Source organism: Halomonas jincaotanensis, assembly GCF_018448785.1.
GTDB classification, from domain to species: Bacteria; Pseudomonadota; Gammaproteobacteria; order Pseudomonadales; family Halomonadaceae; genus Halomonas; species Halomonas jincaotanensis.
Genome location: NZ_JAHCLU010000024.1, coordinates 17,727 through 30,152, shown reverse-complemented (window position 1 = coordinate 30,152; position 12,426 = coordinate 17,727). Strand labels below are relative to the sequence as shown.

The following is a 12,426-nucleotide window of genomic DNA, read 5'->3' as shown; positions in this document are numbered from 1 at the left end:
GATGACCATGATTCCTCGGATAGCGCCTCGACCTCAGCCTCGAGTCGCTCGAGAGCCACTTCGTTCATCAGCTCCTGGATCGCCAAGAAGTCAAAATGGTTCGCTACGTGTGCGACCTTATCGTAGCGTTGGTCGTTGCCCCAACCGATTACCGCACTATATATCATGTTACATTAGTGCAACTCGCTGGCTTAAATGAAACTTACTCCCGGTAACAGTTTATGCTTTTGGGTATCCCGATTAAATAGTAGATAGAGCTTCCCTGCTCAGCCATTCTCTTTAACTCTTAAGCAACCAGGAACAGCTGAGATATGTGATAAATGCCTTCAGACAGGTGCTAATCGATGACCCCCGGATAACGCTTTTTAGCTCGGTAGAGGCGATAAATGGTAATGGTATTAGTTAAAATCACGAGGGCTTCGGCCAGTGTCCCCCCGACCGAGCCAGCCAGGATATGACTGAGTGTCCAGGCTAGTGCGGCCAGGCCTAGCGAGACACGCATTGCAATACCTCGGAGCAGAAACATGCCCACCGTACCGAGTACCATCGCTACGATGGCGGGCAGGTCTGCCCAGCTCTGCCAAGTGAGCACGGCAGCCACGCCGCTTGCCGCCAACACACTTGCCATGGCTACCTTACTGCCGGGATAGCGGCGGGCGAGTGCAATCCGCGCGATCACCAGCAATGACAACGCAGCGGCAGTCCAGCTAGCAAAAAACATGAACTGCAAGGCGAAGGCCACGTTAGCGGAGAGCAGCAGCATCAATAGCCGATCGTCCTGCTTGCAAGAAAAGGCCCAGACGCAGAGTGCCAGCGATACCAAGCCAAAAAACTGACCGGCCACCGTGCTATAGCTTTCGAACATAAAACTGCATACTCCGCATCAGAGCAGTTGAAGCTTATCCAACTGCCTGGCAAGCGCCTGTCGGTCTGTTCCTTCAAGCGCTTTAAGTGGCAGCGGTAAGCAGGGAGACGCGGCCAAGCCCTTGAGTTCCGCCGCCGTGGCTACCACGCGTAGGCTGCCGCGATGTTGACTAAACAGTGCCCATAGCGGGTTCAAGCTTTTGGAAAGGCGCAAGGCTTCCTGGGTATTGCCTGCTTGGGAGGCTCGGGTGATGGCCAGGGCTGTCTGTGGAAACAGGCCGCCAATCACCGAATACCAGGCCTCACATCCGGCATTCAGGCCTGCGGCTGCCAAAGGGTCACCGCTGACCCCGATCGTGACATGAGACGGAATGAGCGTTCGCAGACGCTCGACACGCCCCCTGGCGGCATCAGGTTCTGCTGGAACGCCTGGAATCTTGATGGAGCCGACGTTGGGAAGTTGGGCGATGCGCCCATGCAGCTCGTCACTGAATTCGAAATGGGTGGTGCCAGGGTTGTCGTAGACACATAGCGGCACTGACAGTTGGCGTGTCACGGTTTCATACAGTCCGCAGACTTCATCCTCGGATAATGTCTGATACGACATGGGTGCCAGTAGGACAGCGCTCGCCCCCGCCGCCTGCGCATCTTCGGCTAGAGCCAATACCTCTCGGGTACTCAAGGCGCTGATGCCAATGATGACGGGGACATCGCCGGCATGTTTCACCGCGAGCTTTGCAATGCATGTCCGCTCCTGCCGGGTGAGATAGGCGTAATTCCCCGTCGACCCCAGCGCACCGATGGAATCGACGCCAGCATCAGCCAAGCGCTCAATCAGTCGTATAAAGGCTTCCTCGTCGACGATGCCATGCTTCATGGGGGTCAAGGGAAAGGCACTCAGGCCAGAAAACATAGTTCGACTCTCCTCGGCGAACGGATGACAAGACGATGGCCTTGGATGAAAGACTCATGTTCCTCCCGATCAGGCCTTACGGTTGGCAATCGCCACTAGCACTCCCAAGGTCATCATGGTGGCCCCTGACAGCCGGGACATGAGGCGCTCCTTGGCTGCCTTGGCAACCCCCGACCCGACAATTCGGCTCGCGGCAAAGACGGCAACCAGGTCCACCGTACTGTTCAGCAGGACGCATATGCTCCCGAGCAGAATAAACTGAGGGGCCATGGCCTGCTCAGGGGATACGAATTGGGGAATAAAAGCCAGAAAGAACATGGCGGTCTTCACGTTCAGCGTCTCGACGACGATGCCATCCCTAAATGCCTTGGCAGGACCGGCTCGCCTGACGGCAAATGACCCTGAAGCCTCCTCACTGGACAAGATCATCTTGATACCCAGATAGACCAGATAAGCAGCTCCGAGGTACTTCACGACCATGAAAGCCATCGCCGACTGGGCAATCAGCAATGACAGGCCCAAGGCGGCGGCCAACACGTGCACCAGACCGCCCAAGGACAAACCCAGTGTCGAGGCGATGCCTTCCGCCCTGCCGCCAGCGACGGTGCGTGCCACCACATAAGCGACACCGGGGCCAGGGATGATGGCCAGCAGCGTGGCTGCCATCAGAAAGCTGATCGTGGGAAGCATGACCTTCTCCTAGGGAGTATTGCCGAGGTCTATGCCGATCAGCCGGGCGTCGATGACGGCCTCGGGCATCATATAGTGCAGCCCTTGAACGAGTCGGTCTCCGGCCTCGTGAAGCGCGTCCAACGGCATAGCGGGTAGGCTTTCCAGGATGAACCACATACGGGACGCGTCGGAACTCAATCGGGTTCTGGTGCCTTGCCGCCAGTTCCAGCGTCGACAGGTCACGCCGATATCATCCCGCCACACGACCTCTCCTTTACGGGGAGAATCGTGGACCACCGCGCCATCCTTCATGGTGTCGAACGATTCCGTTCCCTCAGCAAACACCAACCTGGGCTCACCGACATAGGCGGCCATATTCTCGCCACCGACCGGCACGGCATACTCGATGCTGATCGCGTTATACAGATCGACTATGGGGTCGATGCTCGGTAGGCTGCCGTCGCGCAGTACCCGCTTGCGCAGCGCCTCGGAGGAGCAGGGGGTGCGCTGCGGTTTGGCGCCGAAGGCACGGAATACCTCGGCCCAAGCTGACGTGTGCGCCTCGGCCCAGGCAACATCTTTCTCGGCTAATGACCGGCAAGCCCGGGCCAGGGCCTCCGGTGCGACCCCCGTGTCGACGATCTGCGCCGCCTCCACGCTGATGCTAAGGGCACGAAATCCCGGTGCGATGCGGGATATCCCTGAATCGATTGACGGCAAGACAGCATACATTGGAGAATCACTTTAGTGACCATTTGATGCCATGATAGTGACCAATGACCAATAAAGTCAATATATCGACCGATCCGGGCGCCGATGCGCACTCCATCAGCCAGGCCGTCGCCACCAAGCTCAAAGCGTATAGAAAAGAGCAGAAGCTTTCCCTCGACGAGCTGTCCCGCCGTGCGGGCATCAGCAAGGGAATGCTGGTCGAAATGGAGAAGGGGCTCGCCAACCCCAGTATCGCCATCCTATGCAAGGTGGCAGCAGCGCTCGGCGTATCAGTAGCGGATATCGTGAATGTCGCCAGCCCCCCGGCGGTGTACCTGATCGAAGGCAAGGACATCCCGACGCTATGGACCGGCCCCGAGGGGGGCACCGCCCGACTGCTTGCAGGTACCAGCGGCCCCAACATGATTGAGATGTGGCGCTGGGAAATGCAGCCTGGAGAGCTATTCAAGGCACTTAGCCATCCGAATGGAACGCATGAGCTGTTTCACGTAGAGCAAGGAAAGTTGCGGATAGAAGTCGGCCAAACCGAGCTGGTCGTTCCAACTGGCTGTTCAGCCGTAGCAAGGACGGACGTACCCCATCTGTACGCTAATGATGGCGAATCCAGGCTTGTCTTCACGATGACTGTAGTTGAACTTCACCAATAGGTAACGGCAGTTAAAGGTTTCATTACCTCTTTCCAAAAGGTATGGGTCCCAGGTGTTCAATCAGCTAGGACCCCGCGCCTTGGCACGTTTTGCAACAAAAAATCTGTAACTGTGGCTGAACGACAGCTATTCCGTAACTGGCAGAGAAATCGTTGCCTCCATAAAGGTCACAGCATTTCCGCCCAGCATAACGCGGTCGTCGGTCAACTCGCAGTCGAGCCATCCCCCTCGGGCCGACGCTTGGTAGGCTTTGAGCGTGTCTCGGCCCAGCCGCGCTGCCCAATAAGGCACGAGTGTCGCATGGATAGTCTGGCGCTCAATCTGTGCGAGTGGTCCGGGTGGCGATGGATCCGCACACCGCCGCTGCGTGGCATACCCATCCGAGCCCTGTCTATGTCTATGTCGTCGAAGGAGAGTTGACGCTCGAGGTGGAGGGCGAGACTAGGACGATTAAAGCGGGAGAAGCGGTAGCCGAACCACTGGATGCCCGGGTGCGGGCGTTGAACACGACCGACCAGCCAGCCCATGTGGTGGTGTTCCAGGTCAGCCCGAAGGAGAAAGCATTCCTGGAGGAGGACGCACAAAACTAGAGATTAGAATATTAACGATGATTGATTCTTGGAAGGAGCGCCTACGGGCGCTCCTGTATGAGAGGGTAGTGCTGCCCGAGGTATTCACTTGAACGAAGTGGTCCCGATGCGATAGATGCTGACATCGGCGGTGTTGAAGATCACTTCCTAGATTAAGCGCAGTCCGCTTTGCGCGGCGATGACATTGTAGACAAAGAGGGCGAAACAATAGTAATACCGCATGAAGGCCCTTATCGGCGTCGCTGCGGTCTCCGAGCTGACCCACAGTGTCGCCGACACCTCGACCAACGTGGCCGATGCCACCATGTCCAGCCCTCTGGTCAGGAGTGAGGACAAGAGAGAAGCGAGAGTTACTGGGCAAGAGGTAACTTTATTTCGACAGTAGCACTTGATTAAGACATGGTCTGTGCCTACATTCGTAACCAACAAAAGTCCGATGCGGATTATGATCAGTTCAAGATTTGGCATGTGAAGATAGCCGCCTTCAGCAGGCTCAGGTTCTTGCCTCTTTGAGGGGATAAAAATATAAAGCTCTCGGCTTTGCCGTGGATACTTACTAGTTTATGGGGTCATTTAGTAATGGATATAAACTGGAATACAATTGCATCCATCGCGACCGCAATTGGCGTAGCACTCGGTGTTGTTCAACTTCACTTGAGCAAAAAGCTAGCCCAAACACAATTCGAAGATTCTCTGGTGCAACAATATCGGGTATTGGCGAAGGATATCCCAGTCGACTGTTTGATTGGGAAAGAGGTTTCACAGGAACAGTGGCCTGATATCCGAGAGCTGATTTTCAACTATTTGGATTTGTCTAATGAGCAGATTGCGCTTCGAGCAAATCGTCGTATCGGAAAAAAAACGTGGAAAGACTGGAAAGATGGGATTATAGAGAACTTAGATAAGCCAGCATTTTCACGTTTGTGGGATGAAGTTAAAGAAAGTTCACCGGGGACGTTTTCTTTTCTCGAAAAACTTGAGTTAAGTGGATTTAATGATGACCCTAAGTCGTGGAGATAGATAACCAATGAGTTTTAAGGGAAAGTTTTAAGGGCACTCTAAGCGTGGTCCCATCAAGAAGCTGGACGTCAGCCCCATGAAAACGCTACCCCTGGCATTCTACAAGACCAAGGCCAGTAGCCGCCCCAAAGACGAGCACCCGTTTCATGTCACCAAGAACCTCTTCGGTGCCCGGAAGGTGCGCTACAAGGGGCTGGCCAAGATCCCTTTAAAGCTGTATCCTCTGTTCGACATCGACTGTCTACCCTATCAGGGTGATGCCAGAAACACGCTGACGGAGCGCAGTGTGTCTTGATACTGGCCTGACAGTTGACTAATACGCTTGTCTTGCTTAAGAGGCCAACCATGTGTGGTACTAAAGAGGTGGTTGCCAGGGTGTTGAATCGCCCCCAACCTCCTCTCATTGCTCACAAGCCCAGTTGGATTCCGGCTTATATACTAAAAGCACTTCCCCGATATTCACTGCTATCAAAATTTATAGCGCTTTCGTAATCTGTAATGCCAATTTCTTTCAGTTTCAGCTCAACATTGTCCATGACCATCTTTCTAACTACCTCCTGCCCCCTATCGCTAATTGTATATTTGTCAAAAAAGTCACTAAGGCACTCATTAAGCTGGCTATCATTATCGCCACTAAATTCTAAGCCGTTTTCACCAATTTCAAAAGGCACGCATTCGAAACTCGATGCCAGTTCGTTAAATCCCCACACACTATTCATCTTCCCAGGATCAATCAGGATATCGACATCCACGAAGCCGCTGACCCATCCTTCCTCAGTATATATGCGAGGATTTACGGCGACGCTCACCTCTGGAATATCAATTTCGTCAATCATCGCTTCTGAAACAATCTGTGAAAGATCAAGTTCATAGTCAGAAATTTCTTCATCTAGATAATCTATCCATTCATCTTTAACCTTTACAGAAAAATTATCGCTATCAAATTCGTAAGCATAATCTACTTCAGACGTGCCCTCATGTTTCACTTTTTTAGCAAACACGAAACTTTCAAAGCTCCCCACATGTCTCCCGTTAACCATAAAATGCCCAGTTCCGTAATAGATCGGGGTCTCACAATCTACATTGTCGCTTATATCTTCAATCTTCAGGCTGTTGCCAACAATACTCATATGACTCATTTTCTTCTCCTTTGTGTAAAATGATTAAAAAGACGGGATAAAGATATTTTCTATTAATACATGTGCTGTCTATGGAAAGCGATTCCAGCATGCTTTCTCAATCTTAAAAAATCTATCATGGCCTTAAAAATTAAGGCTGCTTCTCGAGCATCAGTGACATTGCATTGAGAATCATCGTACTGAATGGCACAAGATAAATAATCTATCGCCTCATGTTCGGTGAATGAAGGCAAAGATTTGTCTAATCCAGCGTTAGATAGGTACTCAGCTATATTCTGCTGAAGTTGGTCTTCAAGTGGCATAACGTATCTGCAAGTTGTGTGTCTATTTTATTCATGCGATTGACCCTATGTCAATCGATTATTAGAAAGGAATAGCAGATGGTTAGATAATATCTACAATAGGGTCTGTACCTTATAGCTCTCGATTTCCCTGCTTTCCTGATTTGATCAGTAGGGGTGGGGGGGAGGCGCAAAAAAACTACAGACAATTATTGCCTTGATCTGGATATTGTCTGTGTAGGGCCTTTGCCAGCGAGCCTACTCGGAGGTCACTAGACTTGCACATAATGCTGTTGCAGCCATCATACAAGCGGCCTTGGGGCCAAAATGACTTTAGGGGCTATCAAGGCAGTATCGAAAAAGTGATTTTGCTGAGAACCAGTCACTAAGGACGATAGGTGGCAGACGCTTAGTATGTCCTTTGCCACTTGATATGCTTAACTTGACGACCTTTTTTTAAAGGTTATATTTTCCATAGTTGACGAGCATTTAACCCATCCCAAAACTGCTCTGGGAGACATTGTGTTGAGTCGCCGGCCACCCTGACTGTTCTGCTGCGTGATCATGCCAAATCGAAGGCAAATACGGCGTCGTTGATGCCGGGAAAGGGCTACGACGCTCGCTTGCTGAAGTGGCCCTAGTTAAGTATTGCAAAAAACCAGGGGTTCGATGTGATTCGACACCGTAGTCGCCCCACACTTATGGTAGGTAGTAACGCGTACCTGATCCTGCCAGCTAGGATGGCTGATCCGCTGCCCCTAGGGAATCGCTGCATAAATCTCGCCGTAGCTGCCTGATCGCCACCGCCAGGGTAAATTGTTATCTCCCGTTACCGTCTGATAGAGCCATCCGATCAAACAGATCTCGTTCGCTCAGGCTGAGCACCAGAACAAGAAGAAAGTCATGCGCCAAGAGCGGTTCCTGACCCGGATGGATGTCATGGTGCCATGAATAGATTTTATCCGAAAAATCGAATCTGCCAATACGCTTCATGCTTAAGCAGCAAAGGTAACCTATCGCAAAATACCCCGAGATCTCCGACCAGGAACCGTCCCTGATCGGAGATATCGTTGCACCACCTAAGACCATCGAGTGACTGCCTAGACGTGTTCACCGCCATCGTTATTCACGTCATTCAAACCTTTGAGATGAGCTATACTGCAAGTCTTAAAGATCAGTAATCAGAGAATAGAACATGAAGATAAGACATGTCGACATATCCGAGATAGAAGCTCACCCACTTAGCCTGCTGCGCGAGGTTGAAGAGGCGGCAGAGCCCATGATTATCACGCGAAACGGGATGCCGATTCTTGAGGTTCGCCCATATCTTCAAACTGAGCACAGAGCGAAGATAGACTGGAAAAGTTTTTTTGAACTAGCCAAGAAAACGGAGGTTCCAAAGGATTTCCTTTCTCGGTGCGAAAGACAACAGGGCGTCATGAGCGAGAAGACCCTTGATGATGCCATTCGACAAGCTATAGAAAACATGCCGCTGGAGAAGCGAAAGAGGCTGCTGGCTGAAGCTATTAAATAAGCATGGCTCTTTTGCAATCATGGGCATTAATTGATTTGCTTGCGTGTCCCCATCTATCAGTTATAGTTGTTTAATAGACTAAAGCTGGATGACCTAGAATGATGGTGACAAAGAGAGAAAGGCAGGCCCTCGATCAGTTTGCAAGCATCATCGCTGAAGCCCACCCCGACGTTGATTTCGGCGATGTAAACGAGGGAGAGGGCGGCACGATTGAAGTCGAAGTGATTTTAAATCAGTACTCCAAGCCTGGAGCGGAACCCGTCTACGCAGCTGCTAATGACGTGCTGGGATCTCATGCTATACGCATTGTGCCGCGAGTCAGGTTTGAGTGACCAAGTGAGATACCATGGGAATGGGGAGGGGCTATGAATGAATACGTCGAAATGATTTTGTTAGCCTCGCCACTTCTGGGTGTTGGAGTGCTGACCGCCCTGGCGGCATGGATAATGTACCGTAACTCAAAAAAGTGATTTTCTATCTCGTGAGGGCTGTAACATGTCTGGACTCAGCATAGCGGTGACACACCTGAACGTACCCTATGGGGACATCGTTTCTGAAAAGGATTTTTCGCTTGCACTCCGGTGCGGCACGACTCGAGTCGATGGAATTTCGGAATCGTCAGCGGCAATCATAGCAAGTGTGTTTGTTGAAACGACGCCAAATCTGTTAATGCGGTGCATACGCGAGGCAGGTGCTAGCATAAAGTCGGCAAATGAGCTGTACAACGAAACCCTTCGAGACAACATGCCCAGATGCCCAGAATGGGAGGAGGCTGTCCAGAATTTACTCGATGACCCACTGGAGCAGCTGCGGGGGAGTGTGAAAAGCTATCACCGCCCGTTCGATCGGGCGGATGATTGACCACGGCCCTGGCGAGAAAGTGATTTTGCTGCGCTGAGGTGTGAGTGCATACCAGTGGTGTGCGCTCGCCGTCGAGGCGCTAGAAGGCCGCATGAACTAATCCTGGAGGGAATGGCAACCGCCAGCATCGACGACAGCGCCGTTTACATCCGTGCAGTACGCCGGGGCATATCCGGAGAGGTAATTCGCACCGCCATGGCACGCCTGGGCAATACCCCACAGGCGCGAGAGCTGTTCGTCGTTCTATTGGAAACCACCTCCAGTAACCTACCCAGCTATTACAAACGTGCCGCCCTGAGCCGTAGCCACAGCGAGGCGGTTCTCGATACTCTGAGTCTGATCCTCTACGCCGAGACGGTTTTTGACGAAACGAAAATAGCTAGAGAATGGCTCACCACGCCCATACCGGCGCTAGCTGGCGAAATACCGCTGACACTGTGTGACACATTCAAGGATCGTCAGCTGGTTAGGGATGTACTTGGTAAGATAGAGTATGGTGAGTTCAGCTGATTTATTGTCGACATGAATTCAAACCCTGCCAGGCTGTTCCAGCAGGGGCGGGGAGGTAGTTACATCCCCATTTCGCAATCCATCTCTTCTTGCTCATCCAGCTTAGATTCAGCCTCCTTTGAAGCGATTAATGATTCGGTGTCAGCTAATTCGCTAAGAAGCTCTGCGCGCCGGAGCTGTAGAGATTCCATACTGATGGAAGCGCCTCTCACGAGGCTTACAACAACCCCTTCAGGCGGATTATTGATTAGCTCATCAGCTGCGGGCTTGGGAATATCTCGAATTTCCAGAACAGTTCCTGCGCTGATAACAGTTGTCCAATTCTTTGCGCTTCCACCGCTCCGAGGTGCCCGACCTTCGATAACAACAACGCCATCGCCTAGTTTTGCCCCTGAATCCCGACCCATCGCCCTCGCCACTTGGCGTCCCGCATAATAAAGCGCTTCTTTGGCTGCATAGTCGTCCTCTTCAAATGCCATCTGGATATCAATAGTTTCACACTGTTCCGAATCATGTGTGCCAAAGACATCTACAAGAATATCTTTTACCCTATCCTCATCTCTTGCATCAAAAATCCACAATTTATTGAATTTTCCTCCAGTAGTGCGAAACATATCGATTGCGTCTGGATGGTATGGGCATTCCACGGAAATTGTTTTGTCGTCAATCTTTTCTATTTTAACTTTAGTCATGGTTTTTTCTCTCACTGTGCCTGTATTCTATAATGACTGTGTCACCATGACAATACTTTATCTATATGAGAAGTGTGGTATTCCTTGCAATTTTCTCGAACTTCCCATGAATAGGCGAAACTATATCAAATAAAATTTTCGTGGCAAGTGAAGGTGTTTGATGGATTTACCGGATGATGAGTTAGAGTAAGTTTAAACCTACGGACTTTTGTAGGTTAAATCTACCGCGAAGGAGGCCGCTGACAATGTCGCCAGTCTCGGCCCACGAGGTGATCAGCGGCGAGTCGATCCCGCGCCCCGACATGGCCGTAATAGAACGAGCATCTCTGGTGGCTGAACACCTCGATCGGTAGATCTTCGATATTCAGGATCAGGTGATTGGGACGTTCCCCGCCGTTCAGTGAGGTCATTCGCCAGATGGCCAGCTGCATCAAGAAGCTGGAAGACAGTCCCATGAAAACGTTGCTGCTGGCGTTCGAGAAGAACAGGGCCAGTACCCGCGCCAAGGTGGCCCGGCTCGTGTCATCAAGAACCTCTTTGGCTACCGGGAGGTTTGCTAAAAGGGGCTGGCTAAGGGCTAGGTGTAGATGGCGGCTGGCGTGGGGCGCGTAGCCACTATCTGTTCCTGGTGCGGGCCCTGTCGCGCCACTTTCGCGGGAACCTGGTGAGCGCCCTGCGCCAGGCCGCCCAGGCCGGCGAACTCCACCGGGTCACCCGGCCCGGTGACGTGGATAATCAGCTCAACACCCTGATGGCCACCGAGTGGGTGGTCTACCGCATGGACTGCTCGAATACACCGACACGGTGGTGCGCTACCTGGCGCGCGACACGCGACGGATCGCCATCAGCAATGCCCGTAGCCTCGCCGTGGACGACCACCAAGTGACCCTGCGCGACAAGGACTATCGTGATCGTGACCGACACAAACGGCTCGTCCTGGATGGTGAAGAGTTCGTGCGCCGCTTCCTGCTCCACGTCCTCCCCAAGGGGCTGATGCGGGTCCGACACTATGGCTTTCTGGCCAATCGCTGCCGGCGACGACGCCTGGCACAGATCCGCCGGGCGCTGGCGGTCGTCGAGAAGGCACCGGAGGCCGATACTGCCTCCAACGACTCGGAGCCAACCTACACTTGCCGACACTGCGGGTGATCGGGACCCTAACGCCCCAGCGACTCAAACGTAGCCGACCCCCCAACCACAGGGAGCAACGCTATCGAGCATGAGCTGACGCGCTACTCACACAACGGACTCGGCGATCCGGCCCGCTCGCGGGTCGCGGCGATGCTCGTCCCGATGATGGATTTTGACCAGCGGGCGCGCTACGTTGGGGCAAATTGGCCCGGAGGAGGCTGGGATCATGACCCACATCACTCCCGAATGCGTCACAACAGATCCGTACGCATGCGACCTGGTGCGTCAGGCCGCACGCCAGCCAATACAATACCCTATAGGAAATGTCTCGCAGCCTGATGGGTGGCATAGTCCAACAGGCATTTATACGCCATGCTCCGCACGGCGAAGAAATGCTGAACAGTTGTGCAAACGTGAACGGAGGAACAGATGAAATCCATTAAGACCTCGCTCATGTTTGTCGGGGAGCAGGCTGGGAAAGCCGAGGAGGCGATCAAGTTCTATACCTCTCTATTCCCTGGTTCAGAGATCATTGATATTCAGCGCTACGAATCTGGCGAGGATGAACCAGAAGGTTCTGCCAAGATGGCTAGGTTTACGATAAATGGCACCGAATTCATGGCGCTAGACAGCCATCTTGACCACCAATTTACCTTTACACCCTCCATGTCATTGTACGTGGAGTGTGAATCAATAGGCGAAATAGAGGAGGCATTTCGGGCCCTCGCCGAAGGTGGTTCAGAGCTAATGCCTTTGGATAATTACGGTTTTAGCCAAAAATTTGGTTGGCTGAATGATAAATACGGCGTGTCGTGGCAGCTCAATCTGTCGAATTAGAGT

13 protein-coding genes and 4 pseudogenes are annotated in these 12,426 nt (G+C 52.4%); 10 read left to right on the top strand and 7 right to left on the bottom strand.

What is annotated here, in order from left to right; all coding sequences use genetic code 11:
- Window positions 1-337 precede the first annotated feature (337 nt).
- The 4 genes from KG088_RS17285 to KG088_RS17270 all read right to left on the bottom strand — a co-directional run bounded on the left by KG088_RS17285 (window position 338) and on the right by KG088_RS17270 (window position 3,181).
- On the bottom strand, window positions 338-865 hold the full coding sequence (locus KG088_RS17285) for a YgjV family protein (protein ID WP_213827546.1): 528 nt from the start codon (window positions 863-865) through the stop codon (window positions 338-340).
- An 18-nt stretch (window positions 866-883) separates the two neighbouring features.
- Window positions 884-1,777, bottom strand: a complete 894-nt coding sequence (locus KG088_RS17280; RefSeq protein WP_213827544.1) for a dihydrodipicolinate synthase family protein — start codon at window positions 1,775-1,777, stop codon at window positions 884-886.
- 69 nt (window positions 1,778-1,846) lie between these two features.
- Window positions 1,847-2,443, bottom strand: a complete 597-nt coding sequence (locus tag KG088_RS17275; RefSeq protein ID WP_213827543.1) for a LysE family translocator — start codon at window positions 2,441-2,443, stop codon at window positions 1,847-1,849.
- Window positions 2,444-2,476: 33 nt separating this feature from the next.
- Window positions 2,477-3,181: a B3/B4 domain-containing protein gene (locus KG088_RS17270; protein WP_213827541.1), complete on the bottom strand. Its 705-nt coding sequence runs from the start codon at window positions 3,179-3,181 to the stop codon at window positions 2,477-2,479.
- A 44-nt stretch (window positions 3,182-3,225) separates the two neighbouring features.
- On the opposite strand from KG088_RS17270, the gene KG088_RS17265 reads away from it, so the two are divergent.
- From KG088_RS17265 to KG088_RS20090, 4 genes and pseudogenes are all read left to right on the top strand, one after another.
- Entirely contained in the window at window positions 3,226-3,828 is a 603-nt protein-coding gene (locus KG088_RS17265) for a helix-turn-helix domain-containing protein (protein WP_213827539.1), read from the top strand.
- A gap of 344 nt (window positions 3,829-4,172) precedes the next feature.
- Complete coding sequence (locus KG088_RS17260; RefSeq protein WP_213827537.1) at window positions 4,173-4,418, top strand: cupin domain-containing protein; 246 nt, start codon at window positions 4,173-4,175, stop codon at window positions 4,416-4,418.
- Between the two features lie 579 nt (window positions 4,419-4,997).
- The gene (locus KG088_RS17255) at window positions 4,998-5,438 is read left to right on the top strand and encodes a hypothetical protein (RefSeq protein WP_213827535.1); all 441 of its coding nucleotides are present in this window, start codon (window positions 4,998-5,000) and stop codon (window positions 5,436-5,438) included.
- Window positions 5,439-5,475: 37 nt separating this feature from the next.
- A pseudogene (locus tag KG088_RS20090) lies at window positions 5,476-5,744 on the top strand (IS5/IS1182 family transposase); the annotation flags it as partial.
- A gap of 125 nt (window positions 5,745-5,869) precedes the next feature.
- Here the strand turns inward: KG088_RS20090 and KG088_RS17245 are convergent.
- Entirely contained in the window at window positions 5,870-6,577 is a 708-nt protein-coding gene (locus KG088_RS17245; RefSeq protein ID WP_213827532.1) for a hypothetical protein, read from the bottom strand.
- Between the two features lie 1,476 nt (window positions 6,578-8,053).
- Between KG088_RS17245 and KG088_RS17240 the strand changes: the two genes are divergently transcribed.
- The 3 genes from KG088_RS17240 (at window position 8,054) to KG088_RS17230 (ending at window position 9,763) form a co-directional block, all read left to right on the top strand.
- A complete protein-coding gene (locus KG088_RS17240) occupies window positions 8,054-8,392 on the top strand; it encodes a hypothetical protein (protein ID WP_213827530.1) in 339 nt (112 codons plus the stop codon).
- A 98-nt stretch (window positions 8,393-8,490) separates the two neighbouring features.
- Complete coding sequence (locus tag KG088_RS17235) at window positions 8,491-8,724, top strand: hypothetical protein (protein ID WP_213827528.1); 234 nt, start codon at window positions 8,491-8,493, stop codon at window positions 8,722-8,724.
- 640 nt (window positions 8,725-9,364) lie between these two features.
- Complete coding sequence (locus tag KG088_RS17230; RefSeq protein WP_213827526.1) at window positions 9,365-9,763, top strand: MbcA/ParS/Xre antitoxin family protein; 399 nt, start codon at window positions 9,365-9,367, stop codon at window positions 9,761-9,763.
- 59 nt (window positions 9,764-9,822) lie between these two features.
- On the opposite strand, the gene KG088_RS17225 is transcribed toward KG088_RS17230, so the two are convergent.
- Complete coding sequence (locus tag KG088_RS17225; RefSeq protein WP_213827524.1) at window positions 9,823-10,455, bottom strand: hypothetical protein; 633 nt, start codon at window positions 10,453-10,455, stop codon at window positions 9,823-9,825.
- Between the two features lie 226 nt (window positions 10,456-10,681).
- Window positions 10,682-10,880, bottom strand: a pseudogene (locus KG088_RS19710) (IS1380 family transposase); the annotation flags it as partial.
- Window positions 10,881-10,884: 4 nt separating this feature from the next.
- On the opposite strand from KG088_RS19710, the pseudogene KG088_RS17220 reads away from it, so the two are divergent.
- The 3 genes and pseudogenes from KG088_RS17220 to KG088_RS17205 form a co-directional block, all read left to right on the top strand.
- Window positions 10,885-11,009, top strand: a pseudogene (locus tag KG088_RS17220) (IS5/IS1182 family transposase); the annotation flags it as partial.
- Window positions 11,010-11,041: 32 nt separating this feature from the next.
- Window positions 11,042-11,678, top strand: a pseudogene (locus tag KG088_RS20185) (IS91 family transposase); the annotation flags it as partial.
- 337 nt (window positions 11,679-12,015) lie between these two features.
- Complete coding sequence (locus KG088_RS17205) at window positions 12,016-12,423, top strand: VOC family protein (RefSeq protein WP_213827517.1); 408 nt, start codon at window positions 12,016-12,018, stop codon at window positions 12,421-12,423.
- Window positions 12,424-12,426: the final 3 nt, after the last annotated feature.

Bases quoted from the DNA above. Each gene is read 5' to 3' on its own strand.
- KG088_RS17285 (WP_213827546.1), bottom strand. From the start codon at position 865: ATGTTCGAAAGCTATAGCACGGTGGCCGGTCAGTTTTTTGGCTTGGTA.
- KG088_RS17280 (WP_213827544.1), bottom strand. From the start codon at position 1,777: ATGTTTTCTGGCCTGAGTGCCTTTCCCTTGACCCCCATGAAGCATGGC.
- KG088_RS17275 (WP_213827543.1), bottom strand. From the start codon at position 2,443: ATGGCAGCCACGCTGCTGGCCATCATCCCTGGCCCCGGTGTCGCTTAT.
- KG088_RS17270 (WP_213827541.1), bottom strand. From the start codon at position 3,181: ATGTATGCTGTCTTGCCGTCAATCGATTCAGGGATATCCCGCATCGCA.
- KG088_RS17265 (WP_213827539.1), top strand. From the start codon at position 3,226: ATGACCAATAAAGTCAATATATCGACCGATCCGGGCGCCGATGCGCAC.
- KG088_RS17260 (WP_213827537.1), top strand. From the start codon at position 4,173: ATGGATCCGCACACCGCCGCTGCGTGGCATACCCATCCGAGCCCTGTC.
- KG088_RS17255 (WP_213827535.1), top strand. From the start codon at position 4,998: ATGGATATAAACTGGAATACAATTGCATCCATCGCGACCGCAATTGGC.
- KG088_RS17245 (WP_213827532.1), bottom strand. From the start codon at position 6,577: ATGAGTCATATGAGTATTGTTGGCAACAGCCTGAAGATTGAAGATATA.
- KG088_RS17240 (WP_213827530.1), top strand. From the start codon at position 8,054: ATGAAGATAAGACATGTCGACATATCCGAGATAGAAGCTCACCCACTT.
- KG088_RS17235 (WP_213827528.1), top strand. From the start codon at position 8,491: ATGATGGTGACAAAGAGAGAAAGGCAGGCCCTCGATCAGTTTGCAAGC.
- KG088_RS17230 (WP_213827526.1), top strand. From the start codon at position 9,365: ATGGCAACCGCCAGCATCGACGACAGCGCCGTTTACATCCGTGCAGTA.
- KG088_RS17225 (WP_213827524.1), bottom strand. From the start codon at position 10,455: ATGACTAAAGTTAAAATAGAAAAGATTGACGACAAAACAATTTCCGTG.
- KG088_RS17205 (WP_213827517.1), top strand. From the start codon at position 12,016: ATGAAATCCATTAAGACCTCGCTCATGTTTGTCGGGGAGCAGGCTGGG.